This window comes from Kitasatospora sp. NPDC058478, assembly GCF_042720345.1.
In the GTDB taxonomy this organism is placed as follows: Bacteria; Actinomycetota; Actinomycetes; order Streptomycetales; family Streptomycetaceae; genus Kitasatospora.
Genome location: NZ_JBHXML010000003.1, coordinates 156,899 through 177,362, shown reverse-complemented (window position 1 = coordinate 177,362; position 20,464 = coordinate 156,899). Strand labels below are relative to the sequence as shown.

Here is a 20,464-nt window from a genome sequence, read left to right as displayed (position 1 = left end):
CCCGCCCCCCCCCCCCCCCCCGCCGGGGCCCCGGCCCCGGCCCCCCCGGGCGCCCCCCCGGGGCGGCGGCCCCCCCCCCCCCCCCGGGGGCCGGGTGTCGGCCGCCGGACCCCCGCGAGCCGCGTCGCATCACCACCCATGAGGAGAAAGCCCGATGACCACCCACGCCCCCGGGGGCCCGGCCGCCGCACCGCCGGACCTGCCGGACGCGATCGCCGTGACCGGCCTCGCCTGCCGGTTCCCCGGAGCTCCCGACGCCGGGGCCTTCTGGGCCAACCTGGTCGCGGGCCGCGAGAGCGTCACCTTCCGGAGCGCCGAGGAGCTGGCGGCCCTGGGCGTCCCCGCCGAGCGGCTGGCCGACCCCCGGTTCGTCGGGGCGGGCGGCGTGCTGGAGGGCCTCGCGGAGTTCGACGCCGAGTACTTCGGCATCCCGCCCCGCGACGCCGAGCTGATGGACCCCCAGCACCGGCTGTTCCTGCAGTGCGCGGTCACCGCGCTGGAGGACGCCGGGCAGCTGACCGACGGCGTCGAGGGCGGCGTGGGCGTCTACGCCTCGGCCGGCTTCAACTCCTACCTGACGCACCACCTGCTGCCCAACGCGGCCCACCTGGCCGACCGGGCCGACGTCCAGTGGCTGGCCGCCGGGGACAAGGACTACCTCGCCACCCAGACCTCCTACCGGCTGGGCCTGACCGGCCCGAGCCTGAGCGTGCAGAGCGCCTGCTCCTCCGCCCTGCTCGCGGTCCACCTGGCCGCCGAGGCGCTGCTCAGCGGCGAGTGCGACGTGGCGCTGGCCGGCGCCGTCTCCGCCGGGATCGGCCAGGGGCTCGGCTACCTGCACGCCGAGGGCGGGATCCTCTCCGCCGACGGGCACTGCCGCCCCTTCGACGCCGACGCGACCGGCACGGTCTTCGGCAGCGGCGTCGGCGTGGTGGTGCTGAAGCGGCTGGCCGACGCGGTCGCCGACGGCGACACCGTGCGGGCCGTGCTGCTCGGCTCGGCGGTCAACAACGACGGGAACCGCAAGGTCGGCTTCACCGCGCCGAGCCTGGACGGACAGGTCCGGGTCGTCTCGGCGGCCCAGTCCGTGGCCGGGGTCACGCCCGGCGAGGTCTCCTGCATCGAGGCGCACGGCACCGGCACCGCGCTCGGCGACCGGATCGAACTCGCCGCACTGGGCCGGGTGTTCGCGGACGCCCCGGACTCCCGACGGGTGCTCGGCGCGGTCAAGTCGAACGTCGGCCACCTGGACACCTGCGCTGGGATGGCCGGGCTGATCAAGACGGTGCTCGCGCTCCAGCACCGCACGCTGCTGCCGACCGTGCACTTCGAGAGCCCCAGCCCCGAGCTGGCCCCGGGCCTGTTCCGGGTGCTGACCGAGGCCGAGCCGTGGTCCGGCCGCGACGGCGCCCGGATCGCGGGCGTCAGCTCCTTCGGCATCGGCGGCACCAACGCCCACCTGATCCTCCAGGACGCGCCGCCGCTGCCCGCCGCGCCCGCCGCCGAGCCGGCGCAGTGGGAGCTGCTGCCGCTGTCCGCCCGCAGCGAGCGGGCGCTCGACCGGGCCGCCGAGCGGATCGGCGCGGCGCTGGCCGGCCCCGGTGCGCCCGACGCGGGTGATGCCGCGTTCACCCTCCAGACCAGGCGGCGCCAGCACCCGTGGCGGCGCGCCGTCCTGACCGGTCGTTCGGGCGAGGCGTCCCCCGCCGCCCGGGCCGTCCAGGCCGTCGCGACCGGTCCGAAGGTGGCCTTCCTCTACCCCGGGCAGGGGGCCGGCCACCCCGGCATGGCGGCCGAGCCGTACCACGCCGAGCCGCTCTTCCGCGCCGCGCTCGACCGCTGCCTGGACGCCCTGCGGCCGTGGACCACGGCGCCGCTGCGCGAGCTGCTGCTCGACCCGGCCCACCCGGACCTGTTCGACCGGACCGAGACCGCCCAACCGGCCCTGTTCGCGGTGGAGTACGCGCTCACCGCGTGGTGGACGGGGCTCGGCATCCGGCCGGTCGCACTCGCCGGGCACAGCGTCGGCGAGTTCGCGGCCGCCTGCGCCGCCGGGGTCTTCGACCTGCCCGGCGCCGCCCGGCTGGTGGCCGAACGCGGCCGGCTGATGGGCACCATGGCGCCCGGCGCGATGCTCAGCGTCCCGCTGCCCGAGCCGGAGCTGCGCGCCCTGCTGGACGACCCGGCCGGGCCGGAGCTGGCCGCCGTCAACGCGCCCGACCGCTGCGTGGTGGCCGGCGCCCCCGAGGCGGTGGCCCGGCTCGCCGAGCGGCTGGCCGCGCGCGGCGTGGCCGCCCGGCAGCTGGCCGTACGGCACGCCTTCCACTCCCGGGACGCCGAACCGCTGCTGGAGGAGTTCGCCCGGCTGGTCGCCACCGTGCCCGTCCAGGCGCCCGCCGTGCCGCTCATTTCCGGCCTGACCGGGCGTGAGCTCACCGCCGAGGAGGCCGCGTCGCCGCAGTACTGGGCGCGCCAGCTGCGGCACACCGTCCGCTTCGCCGACGCGCTCGCCGCGCTGCCGGGCGACGGCCCGCTGCTGGAGCTCGGCCCCGGCCGGGGCCTGAGCGGCTTCGCCGTACGGACCCTGGGCGCCGGGCGCCCCGCGCTGCCCGCCCTCGGCGGCGCCGCGCCCGCCCCGGACCAGCCGCCGGCCCGGCTCACCGCGCTGGCCCGACTGTGGGAGCGGGGCGCCGAGGTCGACTGGTCCGCCCTCGGCGAGCGGGCCGGGCGCCGGCACGTCTCGCTGCCGGGCTACCCGTTCGAGCCCACCCGGCACTGGTTCGAGCCCGCCGCCGCCGAGCCCACCGCCACCACCCTCCAAAGCCCCGCCGCCTCCGCGCAGGTTTCCGACGGTGCGAGCGGCGTGGACGACTGGCTGCACGTCGTGTCCTGGACGCAGGCGCTGCCGCCGTCCGGCACCGGCCCGCTCCCGTCGTCGGTGCTCCTGCTCGCCGACGAGTCCGGCCTCGCCGAGGCCGTCGCCGGAGAGCTCGCCGCCGCCGGCGCCCAGGTCAGCCTGGTCCGCGCCCGCGCCGGGGCGCCCACCGGGCTCACGCTCGACGCCCCCTTCACGCTCGACGCCGACGACCCCGCCGCCTTCCCCGCGCTGGCCGCCGCCCTGGCCGCGCGCGGCACCGCACCGGACGCCGTCCTCTCCTGCTGGGCCCTGGACACCCCGCCGCTGCACCGGGCCACCCCGGGCGAGGCGGCCGACGGCGCGCTGCGCGCCCTCACCGTCCCGGTCCAGCTGGCCCGGGCCCTGGGCGAGGCGTTCCCCGGCCGGCCGCTGCGGATGCTGCTGGTCACCGACGCCGCCCACGGGGTGCACGGGCAGCCCGCCCGCACCCCGCAGGCCGCCGCCGGGCTGGGCGCGGTGCGGGTGCTGCCGCAGGAGCTGCCCGGCGTCACCGTCCAGGCCCTCGACCTGGACTGCCCGACCCGGGAGCCCGAGGAACTGGCCCTGGCGGCGCAGACCGTGGTGGCGCAGCTGCGCGCCGGGCACGCCGCGGCGCCGCTGACCGCCGTCCGCGGCCGGGCGCACCTGGTGCCGGCCCCGGAGCGGCCCGTCCTCACCGACCCGGCCGGGCCGCAGCCCGCCGCGCCGTCCGGCGTGTGGCTGGTCACCGGCGGCCTGGGCGGGATCGGTCTGGCCGTGGCCGGCCACCTCGCCGAGGACGCCGACCGGACGCTCGTCCTGCTCACCCGCCGTGCCGTCCCCGACGGTGCCGGCTGGCGGAGCCTGCGCCCCGAGGGTGCGGCGCCCGCCGCGAGCTGCCCGCCGGAGCTGGCCGAGGCCCTCGCCGGGCTGACGGCGCACGGCGCCCGGCTCTGCCTCGTCCAGGCGGACGTCACCGACGAGGCCGCGCTCGGCGCCGCGCTCGACCGGGTCCGGGCCGCGTACGGCCCGATCGCCGGGGTGGTCCACGCCGCCGGGGTGCCCGGCGGCGGCGTCACCGCGCTGCGCAGCGCCGGGGAGATGGCGCGGGTGCTCGCCCCCAAGGTGCTCGGCACCGTCCTGCTGGAGCGGCTGACGGCCGTGGACCGGCCGGTGCTGGTGCTCTGCTCCTCGGTGCTGGCGGTCACCGGCGCGGTCGGCCAGGCCGACTACACCGGCGCCAACGCCTTCCTGGACAGCTTCGCCGCCGGCACCCGGGCCGCCGTGTCGATCGGCTGGGACCGCTGGTCGCAGACCGGCATGGCGCTGCGCTCCGGCCTGCGCGACTGGCTCGACGGCGGCGAGGTGCTCGACCACGCCCTGTTCGACGCCCGCCGGGCGGAGCCGGACGGGACGGTGGAGCTGCGGCTGCGCCGCACCGAGCAGAGCGTCTGGCCGGCCGAGGAGCACCGGATCGGCGACGTCCCCGTCCTGCCCGGCACCGCGCTGCTCGAACTCGCCGTCGCCGGGCACCGGTTGGCGGTCGGGGACGGGCCGGTCGAGCTGGACGCGGTCTTCACCCACCCGCTGCGGATGCCCGCCGACGCCCCGCCCGAGGTCACCCTGCGGCTGCGTCCGGCGCCCGACGGCGGGCACCTGTGGGAGGTCCGCTCCAGCGCCGTACCGTCCAGGCCGCACGCCCAGGGCCGGATCGCCCCGTACGGGGGCGGCTCCCCCGAGCGCCTGGACCTCGACGGCCTCGCGGCCCGCTGCGCCCCGGTGCCGCAGGTCGCGGTGCCCTCCGCCGCCGGGGAGCGGCCCGGCGGCGCCAGCGGCCTGCGCACCGGGCCGCGCTGGGAGAGCGTCGCCGAGGTCCGCGAGGACGGGCGCGGCGAGGCGATGCTGCGGCTGCGCCTGCCCGAGGCGTTCCACGGCGACCTGGCCGCGCACCCGCTGCACCCCGCGCTGCTGGACACCGCCACCGGCGCCGTCACCGCCCGCACCGGCAGCCACCTGCCGGTCGCCTACCGCCGCCTGGTGGTGCTCGGCCCGCTCGGCCCCGAGGCCGTGGTGCGGGTCGACCGCCGCTCCGGTGACGCCGGGGCGGGCGACACGCTGGTCGTCGACGTGGTCGTCGCCGGGCCGGACGGCACTGCGGCCGTGCTCGTCGAGGGCTTCGTGCTGCGCCCGGCCCCGGCCGCCCCCGGCCCGAACGCTCCTGGCCCGGGCGCTCTTGGCCCAGACGCGGAAGACGGCATCCCGACCCGGGAGGGCCTGCTGGCCTTCGACCGGATCCTGGCCAACCGTCACCTCCCGCACGTGCTGGTCAGCCCCCGCGCGGCCGGGCCGGCCGCGCCCGTCCCGTCCGCATCGCAGGCCGCACCCTCCGCGCCGCAGGCCGCCCCGGCGACCGGCCCCGAGGGGCTGGAGGAGCAGATCTCCGCGGTCTGGTCCCGGCTGCTCGGCGTCCCCCGGATCGGCCCCGAGGACAGCATCTTCGAACTCGGCGGCGACTCCCTGCTGATCGTCCAGATCACCGCCGAACTCCAGCGGCAGGGCCTGACCGTCTCCCCCGGCGACCTCTTCGCCCACCCCACCGTCGGACAGCTCGCCGCCCGGCTGCGCGCGGACCGCGCGCCCGCCGCCGGACCGGCGTCCGACACCCCCGCCCCGCCCACCGCTCCCACCGAGCCCGATCCGGCCCCCGCGAAGGGGTCGGGCGAGGCGTTCTCGGACGCGGACCTCAGCGAAGACGACCTGGCCCGGGTATTCGCCCTGTTCCGGTCAGGAGAGGACACCAAGTGAACGACATCGAGGACATCTACCCGCTCTCGCCGACCCAGGAGGGGATGCTCTTCCACAGCACCACCTCCCCCGAGCACGGCCTGTACGTCGAGCTGACCACCTTCCGGGTGCGCGGCGAACTGGACCTGGCCGAGCTGGGCGCCGCCTGGCAGCGCGCGATCGCCCGGCACCCGGTGCTGCGCACGGCCTTCGTCCGCGAGCGGATCCGCACCCCGCACCAGGTGGTGCTGCCCAAGGCGGACCTGCCGATCGAGTTCCGCGACCTGTCCGGGCTGGACGAGCCGGCCCGGGAGCGCGCCGTCGCCGAGGAGCTGGAGCAGCGCGCCCGCGAGCGCTTCGACCTGGCCCGGCCGCCGCTGATGCGGCTGCTGGTGCTGCGCCTGCCCGACGAGCACCTGGTGGTGTGGACGTACCACCACCTGCTGCTGGACGGCTGGTCCGCCGCGCTGCTGCTGGCCGAGGTCACCGCCGGACTGTCCGGTGACACCGCCGAGGCGCCCGCGCCGCCCGCCTTCCGCGAGTACATCGCCTGGCTGGGCCGTCAGGAGGCCGAGCGCGACCGCGCGTTCTGGACCGGCTACCTGGCGGGCTACCGCGAGCCGGCGACGCTGAGCCTGCCGGGCGTGCGCCCGGGCGCCAAGCCGTCCGGCGACTTCCGCACGGTGCGGGCCGAGCTGCCCGCCGAGACCGTCACCGCGCTGCGGCGGCTGGCCGCCGGCAAGGCCACCACGCTCAGCAGCCTGGTCGAGGCCGCCTGGGCGGGGACGGTCGCGCGCTGCTCCGGCCGCGACGACGTGGTGGTCGGCGTGACCGTCTCGGGCCGCCCCGTCGACCTGGACCGGGCGGACCAGATGCTCGGGATGTTCATCAACACCGTCCCGGTGCGGGTGCGGATCGACCGGGAGCTGCCCGGCGACGAGTGGCTCGCCCGCCACGCCACGACCCGCCACCCGCTGCTGGACCACCAGCACACCCCGCTGACCGACATCCAGCGCTGGGCCGAGACCGCGCCCGGCGTGCCGCTGTTCGACACCGTCGTGGTGGTCGAGAACTACCCGGACCGCACCGAGGCGGTGCTCTCCCACGGCGCCGTCACGGTCAGCGACGTCCGCTACGAGACCCGGACCAACTACCCGGTCACCCTGGTCGTGCGGGCCGCCGCCGAGATGCAGCTCCAGGCGGTGGTGGACGCCGGGCGGATCACCCCGGAGGAGACCGCCGCGCTGCTCGACCACGTCGTCGCGGTGCTGACCCGCATCGCCGCGCGGCCCGGCCGCCCGGTCCGCGAGCTGCTCGCCGTCCCCGAGGCGGCCCGCGCCCGCCAGCTCGACACCTGGAACGGCAGCGAGATCGACCGCGGCGAGCCGTCGGCCCTGCTGTCCGGGCTGATCGACGACGCGGTCCGCAGCCGCCCGGACCACCCGGCGGTGGTCGACCAGCAGACCCGGTACAGCTACCGCGAGCTCGACCGGCGGGCCGACGCCCTGGCCCGGCAGCTGGCCGCGCGCGGCGTGCGCGCCGGCGACCGGGTGGGCGTCTGCCTGGGCCGCAGCGCCGACCTGGTGACCGCGATGCTGGCCGTCGCCCGGGCCGGGGCCGCGTTCGTCCCGCTCGACCCGGCCCACCCGGTGGAGCGGATCGGCCTCGTCCTGGCGGACGCGGCCCCGGCCGTGGTGCTCACCGACACGACCGGCGCGCCCGCGCTGGCCGGCTGGGACGGCGCCGCCGTCGACCTGGCCTCCCTGGACCTGGCCGCCGCCGACCTGACGCTCCAGGAGACCGCCCAGCTGCCGGGCGCCGCCCCGGACGGCCTCGCCTACCTGATGTTCACCTCCGGCTCCACCGGCCGCCCCAAGGGCGTCGCCGTCGGCCACCGGGCGCTGGCGAACCTGGTGGACAGCCTGGCCCGCCGTCACCCCGGCCTCGACGGCGACACCCGCTTCCTCGCCCTCACCACGCTCAGCTTCGACACCTCGCTGGCCGAGCTACTGGTGCCGCTCGCCGTCGGCGCGACGGTGCACGTGGGCAGCCAGGCGCTCGGGCTGAGCGGCCGCGAACTCGACCGCTACAGCGTCGAGCACGGCATCACCGCGCTCCAGGCCACCCCGTCCCGCTACCGGGCGCTGCTGGACTCCGACTGGCAGGGCGCCGGCCGGCCCCGGCTCTACAGCTGCGGCGAGGCCTTCCCCGCGGACCTGGCGGCGCCGCTGGCCGAGCGCGGCGAGTCGGTGTGGAACATGTACGGGCCGACCGAGACCACCGTGTACTCCAGCGTCGAGCGGATCACCGCCGACACCACCCGGGTCACCGTAGGCCGCCCGATCGCCAACACCGTGCTGCACGTGCTGGACACCGTGGACGGCGAACTGTTGCCGGTCGGCTGCGTCGGCGAGCTGTGCATCGGCGGCGACGGCGTCGCCCAGGGCTACTGGCAGCGGCCCGAGCTGACGGCCGAGCGGTTCGTCACCGACCCGTTCACGGGCGGCCGGATGTACCGCACCGGCGACCACGCCCGCCGCCTGCCCGACGGGCGGATCGAGCTGCTCGGCCGGATGGACCGCCAGCTCAAGCTGCGCGGCTACCGGATCGAGCCCGGCGAGATCGAGCAGGTCCTGCTGGCCCTGCCCGAGGTGGCGGCCGCCGCGGTCGCCGTCCGGGAGGGCCGCCTGGTCGCCTGGGTGGTGCCCGCCGACCGGGGCGCCCCGCTCGACGCCGCCGGCGTCCAGGCCGGGCTGCGGCGCTCGCTGCCCTCGTACATGGTCCCCGAGGCGGTCACCGTCCTCGCCGAACTGCCGCTCACCCCGGCCGGCAAGACCGACCTGCTCGCCCTGCCCACCCCGGCCGGGTTCGCCGACGAGGCCGCGCCGAGCGGCGGGCCGAGCGGCACGGCGGACCACGAGGCGCTGGTGGCCCGGCTGTTCCGCGAGGTCCTGGCCCTGCCCGAGGTCGGCTTGGACGACGACTTCTTCGAGCTGGGCGGCGACTCGCTGCGCGCCCTGCGACTGGTCTCCCGACTGGAGGCGGAACTCGGCTGCTCGCTCGACATCGAGCTGCTCTTCGACTCCTCCACGGTCCGCGACCTCACCGCGGCCATCGGCCCGGCCCTGGCCGCCGACGCCGACGCCGACGCCGACGCTTCGGGCTCCGACACCCCGGGCTCCGACGCCTTGGCCGACGCCGACCAGTGAACCAACCGGCGTCCCGGCCGGCCCCGGCCGCCGGGACGCCCCTGCACCGACCACACCGATTGGACACAACCTCCATGGCTAGCTCTACGGCCACGATTCTCGACGACGGCGAACGACGGCTCGACACCCTGCTGCTCTCCCGCTGGGAGGCCGATCCGGCGCAGCCCGCCGTGGTCGACGGCGACCGGGTCCTGCTCGCGGGCGAGCTCAGGGACCGCACCGTGCGGGTCGCCTCGCTGCTGCGCGAGCGGGGGGTGCGCCCGGGCGAGCGGGTCGCGGTCTACCTGGAGCGCTCGGCCGACTTCGTGGTCGCCGTGGCCGGGGTGATCCTGGCCGGCGCCGCCCAGGTCGCCTTCGACGTCAACGACCCGGTCGCCCGCACCCTCGACATGCTGGCCGACTGCACGCCCCGGCTGCTGATCACCACCCCCGAACTGCGCTCCCGCTTCCCCGGGTTGCCGGGCACCGAGATCGTCACCGTCGACGAGTGCGCGGCGGCCCGCCCGGCCGTCCCGTTCGAGCCGGCGGCCGACCTCGCCGAGCAGCCCGCGGTCGTCATCTACACCTCCGGCTCCACCGGCCGGCCCAAGGCCTCGCTGATCCCGCACCGCGCGGTGACCACCCGCCTGCGGGCGCTCCAGCGCAGCCACGGACTCGGCCCGGACGACCGGATGCTGCACCACACCGCGTGCAGCTTCGACATGTTCCTGATCGAGGTGTACTGGCCGCTGATCACCGGCACCACCATCGTCATCGCCGCCCCCGGCCGCCAGCGCGACGCCGACTACCTCGCCGAGACCATCCGCGCAGCCGACATCACCATCTTCTACTGCGTGGTCTCGCTGCTGGAGCTGTTCCTGCTGGCCCGCGGGCCCGAGGAGCGCTTCGACGGCCTGCGGCGCGTCCTCACCGGCGGCGAGCCGCTCGCGCCCGAGCTGGTCCGCCGCTTCCACGCCCAGTCCACCGCGCCGCTCACCAACCTCTACGGGCCGAGCGAGTGCACCATCTACTGCACCGCCTGGGTGCCCCCGCGCGACCCCGGCCTGGACACCGTCTACATCGGCCCGGCCATCGAGGACACCACCCTGTGGATCCTCGACGAGGACGGCAAGCCCGTGCCGGACGGCGAGCCCGGCGAGCTCTACATCGGCGGCGAGGGCCTCGCCCTCGGCTACCTCAACCGGCCCGAGCTCACCGCGGAGCGCTTCGTCCCGGACCACCTCGGCGACGGCCCCGGCTCGCTCTACCGCTCGGGCGACCTGGTCCGTACCCACCCGGTGGGCGGCCTGGAGTTCCTGGGCCGGGTCGACCTCCAGGTGAAGATCCGCGGCTACCGGATCGAACTGGGCGAGATCGAGTCCGCGGCCCTGCGGGTGCCCGAGGTCCGGCAGGCGGCCGTGGTGGCCCACGGCCGCGGCAGCGACGCCCGGCTGGTCGGCTTCCTGGTGCTCGCACCCGGCGCCGAGCCCGCGAGCGTCACCGCCGCCGTGCGCGAGACGCTGCGCGGCGCCCTGCCCTCGTACATGGTCCCGGCGTCGCTGGCCGCCGTCGACTCGATGCCGCTGACCGCCAACGGCAAGCTGGACCGCGCCCTGCTGACCGAACGGGCCGGGGCCGTCCTGCCCACCGTCACCGACGAACCGCAAGCACCGCCCGGCGACAGCGTGGCCGCCACCGTCTCCACGGTCTGGTGCGAGGTCCTCGGGCTGCCCGCCATCGGCCCGGACGACGACTTCTTCGAGATCGGCGGGGACTCCTTCAAGGTGGTCCGCGCCACCCGCAGGCTGGAGACGCTGCTCGGCGTCGAGGTCCCGATGCACCTGATGTACGACGAGCCCACGGTGACGGCCTTCACCGCCGCCCTGGCCGAGCAGGGAACGGAGGGATCGCGGTGACTCCCCAGGTCGTCCGTTCCTTCGGCGAGCTCGACGCGATCGCCCGCGATCCGTCGGCCCCCGTCGTCACCCTGTTCAGCGGCGGGCTGGACAGCAGCTACCTGCTGCACCGCCTGGCCCGGGCCGGCGCCCGCAACGTCCACGCCGTCAGCGTCGACCTCGGCGAGGACGAGAGCAGCGAGCACAAGCAGCGGATCGCCGACCGGCTCGGCATCCGGCTGCACCTGGTCGACGGCCGACAGGAGTTCGCCGAGGACTACGTCCGCCCGGCCATCGCCGCACACGCCGTCTACCTCGACACCCACCCGGTCAGCTCCTCGCTCAGCCGCCCGCTGATCGCCAAGGTCGCCGTCGACACCGCCCGCGAACTCGGCGCCACCACCGTGCTGCACACCGCCAACCGCTCCCAGAACACCCTGCGCCGGCTCAACGGCGCCCTCGAACTGCTCGGCTTCGCCGGGCGCTACGGCAGCCCGTACGACCTGGACCCGGTGGACCGGGACCAGAAGATGCGCGAGCTCAAGGAAGCCGGCCTGGAGCAGCTGAGCGAGCGGCTGGTCAGCGGCGACTCCAACCTGTGGTGCCGGGAGTTCGAGTCCGGGATCCTCGACGACCCCGAGGACCACGCCGTGCCCGAGCGGCTCTACCAGTGGAGCGCGCTGCGCCCCGCCGAGGCCCCGGAGGCCGTCGAGGTCGCGTTCGAGGCCGGCCGTCCGGTCGCGGTGGACGGCCGGCGGCTGCCACTGACCGAGCTGATCGACACCCTCAACCACCTGGTCGGCGCGCACGGCCTCGGCCGGTACAGCGGGCTCGAACACCTGGGCCACGGCCCGAAGGTGCTGGAGATCCGCGAGATGCCCGCCGCCTGGCTGCTGCTGCGCTCGCGCCGCCACCTGGAGACGGCCACCCTCTCCGCCGAACTGCTGCGGGAGAAGCTGAACCAGGAGCAGCTGTGGGTCCGCGAGGCGCTGGAGGGCCGCTGGTTCGGCGAACTGCGCCGGGCCAGCCAGGCGTTCATCGAGGTCTGCTCGGCGCCCGTCACCGGCTCGGTGCGGTGGCGGCTCTCGGCGGGCTCGGCCGAGACCCGGGCCATCGTCGCCGACCGGCCGCTCTACCTGCGCGACCGGGAGGCCTGGGAGCACCGCTCCGTCGCCGCCGAGCGCGCGGCGTTCAGCCCGAACCAGCCGCAGGAGCGCTGACATGGGCGGCTCGAACCCGGCGCCCCCTTCGTCCCCGGCGTCCCTTTCTCCCCCGGTACTGCTGGTCGTCTACGGCCGGGGCTCGGCCACCGCGCGCGGGGTCCTGACCGCCGGGCGGCGGCTGTGCACGGCGGTCTTCCTCGGCGACCTCGGCGACCCGAAGGTGGCCGCCGACCTGGCCCAGCTGCCGAAGTCGGCCACCGTGGTGGACACGGCCGGCCTGACCGAGGAGCAACTGTGCGACCGGGCCGCCGAGTTCGGCGCCGCCGGAGTGATCACCTTCAGTGACCACCTGCTCCGGACGGCGGCCGCCGTGGCCGCGCGGTGCGGCCTGCCGTTCCACGACCGGGCCACCGTCGAGGTCCTGGTCGACAAGTTCCGCCAGCGCGAGGCCCTGGCGGCGGCGGGCGTACAGGCCACCGCCTGCCGGACGGTCCACTCCGCCGCCGACCTCGGCCCGGCCCTCGCCGCGACCGGGCTGCCCGCCGTCCTCAAGCCCCGCTCGGGGGCCGGCAGCGTGGACACCTGCCTGGTCCGCAGCGCCGCCGAACTGGCCGACCGGTACGCCGAGTTCACCGAGGGCGCGGCGAGCCCGGCGGTGTTCGTGCTGGAGGAGTACCTGGTCAGCGACCCCACCGTGGTGGGGGAGTTCTGGGGCGACTACGTCTCGGTCGAGTCCGCGATCCGCGACGGCGAGATCCGCACCGTCGCGGTCACCGGCAAGCTGCCACTGGCTCCCCCGTTCCGGGAGACCGGCTACTTCACCCCGGCCCTGCTCCCCGCCGGCCTGGCCGACGAGGTCGTGGCCCTGGAGCAGCGCGCGCTGCGGGCGCTCGGCATCCGCGAGGGCGTCACCCACACCGAGATCAAGTTCACCCCCGACGGGCCGCGGCTGATCGAGGTCAACGGCCGCCTGGGCGGGCACGTCTCGGACGTCCTCAAGCGCTCCGCCGGGACGGACCTGCTCGTCCTCGCCCTCCGGCTGGCACTCGGCGCGTTCGACCCGCCCGAGCCGGTGCTCGCCCTGGGCGCAGGCTGCCCGAAGGTGGCGTTCCAGTACTTCATCTCCCCGCCCGCCGACGGCCTCGTCCCCGGCCCCGCCGAGGTGCTCGACGGCCTCCAGCACCTCCCCGGGGTGGACCTGGTGGACGCCCGGATCGACCCGTCCTGGCGGGCCGACTGGCGGGCCGGCACCGAGTGGCTGATCGGCACGGTCTACGGCTCCGCCCCCGGACACCCCGAGCTCCGGGCCACCGTCGAGGGCATCCACCGCACGATGGCCGACTTCTGGTCCTGACGGTCCTGAGCCCCGGCCCCGGTATCTACCCTCCTCGTCCCACCCCACCGCACCCGCCCAACCTCGCACCCCTGGAGTCAACTTGCCGCGGCGCATACGCACAGCCACCCACGCGGCGGTGGCAGCCGTAGTCTCCGCCCTGGTCCTCGCGCTGCTCGCGCTGGGCATCGGGCCCATCCCGGCCCTCGGAACCGCCCTCGTCCCCGGGGCCGGGGCGTGGGACTCCGCCGCCGGCGCCGAACTCCCGCACACCGAGACCCTCACCCTGGCGGGCCTGAACGCGCCGGTCACGGTCGCCTTCGACGACAACGGCGTCCCCGCCGTCAAGGCCGCCTCCGACACCGACCTGTTCCAGGCCCAGGGCTACCTGCACGCCCGCTTCCGGCTCGCCCAGCTCGACCTGGAGCGGCGCGCCGGGCGCGGACGCCTGGCGGAACTCAACGGGCCCGGGAGCGTCGAGTCCGACCGCTTCGAACTCCAGATGGGACTCCTGCGCACCGCCGAGGCCACCTGGGCCGCCACCCCACCCGACAGCCCGGCCGGCCGCGCCCTCACCAGCTACACCCGGGGAATCAACGCCTGGATCTCCGAGCTGCGCCACAACGGGCAGTGGCCGGCGATCTTCTCCCTCACCGGGGTCTACCCGGCCGACTGGACCCCGGTCGACAGCCTGGTCATCCAGGAACTCCTCACCCAGAGCATGGACTTCACCAGCACCCCGCTGGACTACGCGATCTTCCGGGAGTCCCTCGGCGAGGAGCGCACCATGGACTGGTTCCCGGTCCACGCGCCCAACGACCAGCGGCCGTACGACGTCGGGCCGTACCGCGACCTCGGCATCGCGCCGCTGCCCGCGAACGTCAACACCGCCGGGCCCGACGGCCAAGCCGCCGCCAACCGGTCGGAGCCCCGCCCCGCGCCCGTCGCCCCCACCGGGAAGCCCGACCCCGCCGGGGAGGCGACCGCGGCCCACGCCCTGCTGGACACCATCCGCGCGCTCCCGGCCACCCAGGTCCACACCTTCCCGGACAGCAACGCCTGGGCGGCGAACGGCCCGGCCGTCGCCGGCGGCAACGCGATGCTCGCCGGCGACCCGCACCTGCCGATGACCCTGCCCTCGTACTGGTACCAGATCGCGCTGTCCTCGCCGGAGACCGACGTCACCGGCGCCAGCATGGCCGGCATGCCCGGCGTGCTGATCGGCCGCAACGCCAACATCTCCTGGTCCCTGACGGACGGGCAGAACCAGTCGACGGTCTTCTACAGCGAGCAGACCAGCCCCGACCACCCCGGCCAGTACTTCTGGAACAACGCGTGGCACCCGATGCAGCGGGTGGAGTACACCATCCCGGTCCGGGGCGGCGACACCGAACACCTCGCCGTGGACCTCACCGTGCACGGGCCGGTCCTGACCCGGGCCGGGCAGACCACCTCGGTCAGCTGGATGGGCAACATCCCCTCCCCCGACCTGGCCGTCCTGCTCTCCGTCAACAAGGCCCGCGACTACCAGGAGTTCCGCACCGCGCTCGCCGACTGGCACGCCCCCACGCTCAACTTCGCCTACGCCGACGGCGGCGGCAACATCGGCGTGGTCGCCGCCGGGTACTTCCCCCTCACCAAGGGCGGCAACCCCTGGTTCCCGATGCCCGGCACCGGCGAGTACGACGTGGTCGGCGCCATCCCCTTCGACGCCACCCCGCAGGTCCACAACCCGCCGAACCACGTGGTCGCGACGGCCAACCAGCGCCCCGTCACCGCCGACTACCCGTACTACATCGGCACCACGCTCAACGCCTTCGACAACGGCTACCGGGCCAACCGGATCTACCAGTACCTGGAGAGCCACCAGGCGATGACCAGCGCGGACTTCGCCACCCTGCAGAACGACGTCACGGACTACCTCGCCACCGTCATCCTGCCGCACCTGAAGACCGCCCTGGCCGACCAGAAGCTCGACCCCCGCCAACAGGCCGCCCTCGACGTCCTCAACCGCTGGGACCACACCATGAAACCCGGCGTCGCCGGCGGGCCGATCTGGTGGACCTTCTGGAACGACTACCTGGAGACCACCTTCCAGCCCTGGTGGGACCACGCCAAGGTGCCGGTCGAACGCGACCGCCTGTACCTCAAGGTCTCCAGCGCACTGCCCAGCCTCGACGAGAACCTCGAAGCCTGGACCCTGCACGACCCGACCAACCCGGCCTTCACCTCCCCCGGCGGCCCGACCCGCACCGCGACGGACGCCATGCGGACCGCGTTCACCCAGGCCGTCTCCGAACTGTCCCAGGACCTCGGCAACGACCCCGACACCTGGACCTGGGACCGCGTCCACACCCGGCAGATCCCCTCCCTCACCGGCGCCGAAGCCCTCGGCTACGGCCCCAAACCCGCCGAGGGCGACCGCTGGACGGTCAACGCGGCCGACGGCGGCATGAACTCCACCTTCGGCCCGAGCTGGCGCATGGTCGTCGACTGGAAGGGCCCGGACACCGCCACCGCGCAGGCCGTCTACCCCGGCGGCCAGAGCGAGAACCCGGCCTCACCCTGGTACCGGAACTTCATCCCCTACTGGTGGGAGGGCCGAAACCCGCCGCTCCTGATGGCCGCCGACCAACCCGCCTCCACCAAGGTGTGGACCCTGCGACCGGGAGCCTGACCACCATGACGACCCCCCAACACCACTCCCCCACCTTCCGCCCCCTCCTCCCCCTCCTCCTCACCCTCACTGCCACCACCGTCATAGCCCTCGGCTCCCTCTGGTCCCTCTGGTACCTCCCCTTCCTCTGCGGCCTCGCCCTCGGCACCACCACCGCCCTGCGCGGCCAACGAGCCCGCACCGCCGTCCTCACCGCCACCACAGCCGCCCTCGCCGGCTGGGCCGCCCCCCTCCTCTGGCGCACCGCCACCGGCGAAGCCGTAGCCGGCACCGCCCGCACCCTCGCCGCCCTCGCCGGCCTCCCGGCCCTGGCCTCCCTGATGATCACCGCCACCCTCCTGATCAGCCTCCTCCAAGCCCTCCTAGGCGTCTGGCTAGCCCGCACCACCACCGCCACCCTCCGCCCCACCCCCTGACCCCACCCCCCCACCAAGGCAAACGACGGCCCGGCCCGCACAGCGGCCCGGGCCATCGCCGTTCCGTGCTCTCGGTTTTGCTCTGAAGGACAACTCCGAGCGAACGCGCCGCCTCATGCGCCGCGCGATCCGCCACGCCCGCCTGCTCGGCATCGACCACCCCGTCCTCGCCCCCGCCACCACCAGCGTCATCGCCAACCTCGGCGACGTCTGGCCCGAACTCACCTACCAGGCAAGCCTCATCGAGCAGGTCGTCACCGCCGAGGAGGAGTCCTTCACCCGCACCCTCACCCAGGGCACCCGGCTGCTCAACGCCGCCGTCACCCACAGCCGCGACAGCCGGTCCACCACCCTCACCGGCGAAACCGCCTTCGAACTGCACGACACCTACGGCTTCCCCGTCGAGCTCACCATCGAGGCCGCCCGCGACGCCGGACTGACCGTCGACGAGGACCGCTTCACCACCCTGCTCGCCGAGCAGCAAAAGCGCGCCAAGACCGGCGGCAAGGCCAAGACCGCCGAGGCCCTGCGCCGCCAGGACGCCTACCGCGAACTGTCCTCCCGCCACGGCCGCACCGACTTCACCGGCTACGACCGCCTCGGCACCGAAGCCACCATCCTCGGCCTCATCGCCGACGGCACCATCGTGCCCGGCGCCGACCAGGGCAGCACCGTCGAACTCGTCCTGGACCGCAGCCCGTTATACGCCGAGTCCGGCGGCCAGGTCGGCGACACCGGCACCATCCGCACCACCGACGGTGCGCTCCTCGACGTCCTGGACACCAGGCTCGGCCTGGAGGGCTTCCACATCCACACCGTCCGCATCCGCGAAGGCGAGATCCGCACCGGCGAGCAGGCCGAAGCCCTCGTCGACGGCCCGCGCCGCGGCGCCGTCGCCCGCTCCCACTCCGCCACCCACGTCCTGCACGCCATGCTCCGCCGCACCCTCGGCGACCACGCCCGCCAGCACGGCTCCCTCGTCGACGCCGGCCGCCTGCGCTTCGACTTCGCCCACTTCTCCGCCGTCGACCCCACCCAGCTCGCCACCATCCAGGCCCTCGTCAACGACCACCTCCTCGACGACCCCGAAGTCCGCATCTGGCACGCCACCCGCTCCGAAGCCGAGGCCGCCGGCGCCACCGCCCTGTTCGGCGAGAAGTACGGCGACCACGTCCGCATCGTCGACATCGGCGACTTCTCCCGCGAACTCTGCGGCGGCACCCACGTCCCCCACGGCTCGAACGCCGGCCCCGTCCGTATCCTCGGCGAAGCCTCCGTCGGCTCCAACCTGCGCCGCATCGAAGCCCTCACCGGCCGCGACGCCCTCACCTACCACGACACCGAACGCCGCCTCCTCGAAGAACTCTCCACCCTCCTCGGCACCCGCCCACACGACGCCCCCGACGCCCTCCGCAAGCGCCTCGACGCCCTCACCACCGCCCAACAGGAACTCGGCGGCCTCCGCGAAACCGAGCTCCGCACCCGCGCGCAGCAACTCGCCGCCACCGCCCGCACCGTCCCCGGCGGCCGGATCGTCACCGAGAAGGTCACCGACCTCGGCCCCGACGAACTCCGCACCCTCGCCACCAACACCGCCGACCTTCTCGGTAGCGAGCACGCCATCGTCATCCTCGGCACCGAACACAACAGCAAGGCCCTCCTCGCCGCCGCCATCACCCGCAGCCTCCACGCCACCGGCACTCAGGCCGGCCGACTCCTCACCGCGGCCGCCCGCGCCGTCGGCGGCGGAGCCGGCGGCAAGGGCCCCATCGCCAACGCCGGCGGACGTAACACCGAAGCCCTCGACAAGGCCCTCGCCCTCGCCGCCCAGGACGCGACCCGAGCCCTCGGCCAGTAGGGCCAGGCCACCCGACACGGGCTGTCGGCCCCCTTCACCAGGGGGGTCGGCAGCCCACACCGCCTCCGATTCAGTTCGCCAGGTCCTTCAGCAGGACCACACCCTCGTCCTTGGTCACACCCCACCTCCACGTCCCGACTCACACATACACCCCTGCTGCCATGGCCATAAATCACCAAGGTCATATCCTGGCCGATCATGCGGAGCATTGACTGGGACGACGTCCGGGGGCGGGTACGCGCGGTGCGCGAGGAGCGGGCGTGGAGCGGGGCGGGGGATGAGCTGGCCGCGCCGCTGGCCGAAATCCAGGTGGTGGAGGCGGAGCGGCAGTTCGGGATCACGTTTCCGGCGGACTACCGGGAGTTCCTGCTGCGGGTGAGTGCGGGTGGGCGGTGGCCCAGGGAGTTGCGGCAGGGACCCCACGGGTGGCACTGGGCAGGGGACGCGGACACCCAACTGGAGCGGCTGCACGTGCCGTTCCCCGATCACGACACCGCACTGGCGGCGAGTGACGAGGTGTGGGAGAAGTGCGTGCGGGAAGAGGATTATGCCGACCCTGCCGACTTCGCGGCCGCCCGGGACGCTCGGAACGAGGCCGTGGAGGCGGCGGAGCGGGACCGGGTCACGGGCGGCGTGTTTCTGGCGGGCCATGGCCACAACTTCAGCACCCTGCTCGTCGTCAGCGGTTCGGACCGCGGCAGCATGTGGTTCGACGGGCGGCCGACCTGCGATCGCCTCAGCCCGCTGCTGACGGATGCGGGACGACCGGCCGGCTTCGGTGAGTGGTACATCGACTGGCTGGAACACGAGGAGGGTCTGACGACCCCGGAGCTGGAGGAAGCCGCTCGCAACCAGTGGCACCGCGGTGTCGGCACGCCCATCTGGCTCCGCTGGTTCGACGACTGGGAGGACAACCGCCGCGGTCGGTAGCCCACCTACCACGAAGGCGCCCGTCATCGCCGAGGCCATGGCAGTGGTTATCGGCAAGAAACGGCCACCAGGCGGCAGTGATGTGGGCAGACTGGGGTGATGAACTTCGAGGCGGGGCTTGGCGAGGGTGGCTGGGACGATGACGGGGCCCTCCAGGCTGCGCTGGGGCGTACGGCCGAGGAACTCGGGCTCGCCCTGCCCGAGTTGGACGGGCAGTGGCGTCGCCTCGCGGAGTACGTCGACGCGGGGAGCGGCCGGCGCGTGATGGTGTATCCGCCTGGCGGGCGGCGGCGGACCTGCCAGGTGATCCTCCACCTCAACGGCACGCCCCTGGCCTGTGGGTGGACCTCGGACCTGGCGAAGGTGGTCAGGGCGACGGCGGCGTGGACGGGCGGCGCGGGGCTTGAGGAGACCCGGGCGCGCGCCTCGTTCGTCCGGTTCAGGCCCTGGGCCCTCGCCCACGAGCGGGAGCCGTTCGGTGCCGTCGAGTTGACGTGGCTCGTCAAGCTCGACCGCGTCCACAACCCGCCGTACAAGCGGCACCCGCGTGCCCACGCGCTGCTGGCGGCGGCGTACGCCCAGCCGGTGCTCCGGCAGCTGATGCCGGTCAACAGCCACTTCAACCTCTGGTTCTCCACCAGTGTCGAGGAGTTCTGGAGGAGGAAGGCCGGGATCGGGTACGTCATCTGCCCGTACGACGAGGGGCTGTACGGGGTATGGAACGACGGCGAGCTGCTCGCGCGCACCGAGACGCCGGAGGAAGCCGTCGCCCTCGTGGTGGCCGCCCTCCCGGAGGGGATCGGGCCGGCGCGCTGAAGCGACGCGGAGGAGCGCAGGCAGCACATGGGGCTTTCGCAGCACGGGAAGTCGGACCGGCCGACTTCCCGTGCTGAGGGCGAGATCCGTCCGACGCTCCCTTAAGATCCCACGGTGAAGATCTGGACGGAGCGCCCTGCCAAAGCCGACGTCGAAGCAGTCGTCTGTCGCTACTTCAGTCTGCTCCGAACCGAGCGGATCCCCGAGGCCGTGGAACTCGTCGATCACACCTCGGTCCGGCATGTGCTCAAGTCACTATGGGCCGGCTCGGTCGAGGCGAACGCCGACGAGGACAAGGACGAGGACAAGGACGAGACAAACGGCAGCCCTGCTGCCGACGGGTGGGACCAGGACTTGTCCTGGCTCCGCGAACTCGATCTCGCGGACTTCCACTGGGGCCACGAAGGCACCGGTTTCTACGTCGAGATCACCTACCGCGCACGGATCATCGAGGTGTCATTGAGCTTCTGGGTCAAGCCCACCGACGCCGGCTGGGTCCTCTCGGGGCCGGCCACCCTCTGGTAGGAGG

Annotated in this window: 11 protein-coding genes; all 11 read left to right on the top strand. The window is 74.8% G+C overall.

Translation table 11 applies throughout. From position 1 onward, the window contains the following. Positions 1–154: 154 nt before the first annotated feature. The 11 genes from ACFWPT_RS02935 (at position 155) to ACFWPT_RS02885 (ending at position 20,460) form a co-directional block, all read left to right on the top strand. Positions 155–5,680: an SDR family NAD(P)-dependent oxidoreductase gene (locus tag ACFWPT_RS02935; protein ID WP_380479030.1), complete on the top strand. Its 5,526-nt coding sequence runs from the start codon at positions 155–157 to the stop codon at positions 5,678–5,680. Continuing rightward, positions 5,677–8,868 carry an amino acid adenylation domain-containing protein gene (locus ACFWPT_RS02930; protein WP_380479028.1) on the top strand — a complete coding sequence of 1,064 codons (3,192 nt, stop codon included), beginning with the start codon at positions 5,677–5,679 and terminating at the stop codon, positions 8,866–8,868. The genes ACFWPT_RS02935 and ACFWPT_RS02930 overlap by 4 nt, the downstream gene beginning before the upstream one ends. Before the next feature lie 74 nt (positions 8,869–8,942). Continuing rightward, a complete protein-coding gene (locus ACFWPT_RS02925; RefSeq protein ID WP_380479026.1) occupies positions 8,943–10,763 on the top strand; it encodes a non-ribosomal peptide synthetase in 1,821 nt (606 codons plus the stop codon). Next, positions 10,760–11,962, top strand: a complete 1,203-nt coding sequence (locus ACFWPT_RS02920) for an argininosuccinate synthase-related protein (protein WP_363375589.1) — start codon at positions 10,760–10,762, stop codon at positions 11,960–11,962. Before ACFWPT_RS02925 ends, ACFWPT_RS02920 begins: the two co-directional genes overlap by 4 nt. A gap of 1 nt (position 11,963) precedes the next feature. Next, a complete protein-coding gene (locus tag ACFWPT_RS02915) occupies positions 11,964–13,259 on the top strand; it encodes an acetyl-CoA carboxylase biotin carboxylase subunit family protein (RefSeq protein ID WP_380479023.1) in 1,296 nt (431 codons plus the stop codon). 118 nt (positions 13,260–13,377) lie between these two features. Then, positions 13,378–15,915, top strand: a complete 2,538-nt coding sequence (locus ACFWPT_RS02910; protein WP_380479021.1) for a penicillin acylase family protein — start codon at positions 13,378–13,380, stop codon at positions 15,913–15,915. 5 nt (positions 15,916–15,920) lie between these two features. Beyond that, positions 15,921–16,331: a hypothetical protein gene (locus ACFWPT_RS02905; RefSeq protein ID WP_380479019.1), complete on the top strand. Its 411-nt coding sequence runs from the start codon at positions 15,921–15,923 to the stop codon at positions 16,329–16,331. Between the two features lie 115 nt (positions 16,332–16,446). Continuing rightward, positions 16,447–18,189 carry an alanine--tRNA ligase-related protein gene (locus ACFWPT_RS02900; RefSeq protein ID WP_380479017.1) on the top strand — a complete coding sequence of 581 codons (1,743 nt, stop codon included), beginning with the start codon at positions 16,447–16,449 and terminating at the stop codon, positions 18,187–18,189. Between the two features lie 243 nt (positions 18,190–18,432). Continuing rightward, the gene (locus tag ACFWPT_RS02895; protein ID WP_380479015.1) at positions 18,433–19,119 is read left to right on the top strand and encodes an SMI1/KNR4 family protein; all 687 of its coding nucleotides are present in this window, start codon (positions 18,433–18,435) and stop codon (positions 19,117–19,119) included. 99 nt (positions 19,120–19,218) lie between these two features. Then, positions 19,219–19,935, top strand: coding sequence for a DUF6193 family natural product biosynthesis protein (locus ACFWPT_RS02890; protein ID WP_380479013.1), 717 nt, complete (start codon positions 19,219–19,221; stop codon positions 19,933–19,935). Between the two features lie 114 nt (positions 19,936–20,049). After that, complete coding sequence (locus ACFWPT_RS02885) at positions 20,050–20,460, top strand: hypothetical protein (RefSeq protein WP_380479011.1); 411 nt, start codon at positions 20,050–20,052, stop codon at positions 20,458–20,460. Positions 20,461–20,464: the final 4 nt, after the last annotated feature.

Excerpts from the sequence above, each read along its gene's own strand:
- ACFWPT_RS02935 (WP_380479030.1), top strand. The coding sequence starts at position 155 with ATGACCACCCACGCCCCCGGGGGCCCGGCCGCCGCACCGCCGGACCTG.
- ACFWPT_RS02925 (WP_380479026.1), top strand. The coding sequence starts at position 8,943 with ATGGCTAGCTCTACGGCCACGATTCTCGACGACGGCGAACGACGGCTC.
- ACFWPT_RS02915 (WP_380479023.1), top strand. The coding sequence starts at position 11,964 with ATGGGCGGCTCGAACCCGGCGCCCCCTTCGTCCCCGGCGTCCCTTTCT.
- ACFWPT_RS02905 (WP_380479019.1), top strand. The coding sequence starts at position 15,921 with ATGACGACCCCCCAACACCACTCCCCCACCTTCCGCCCCCTCCTCCCC.
- ACFWPT_RS02900 (WP_380479017.1), top strand. The coding sequence starts at position 16,447 with ATGCGCCGCGCGATCCGCCACGCCCGCCTGCTCGGCATCGACCACCCC.
- ACFWPT_RS02890 (WP_380479013.1), top strand. The coding sequence starts at position 19,219 with ATGAACTTCGAGGCGGGGCTTGGCGAGGGTGGCTGGGACGATGACGGG.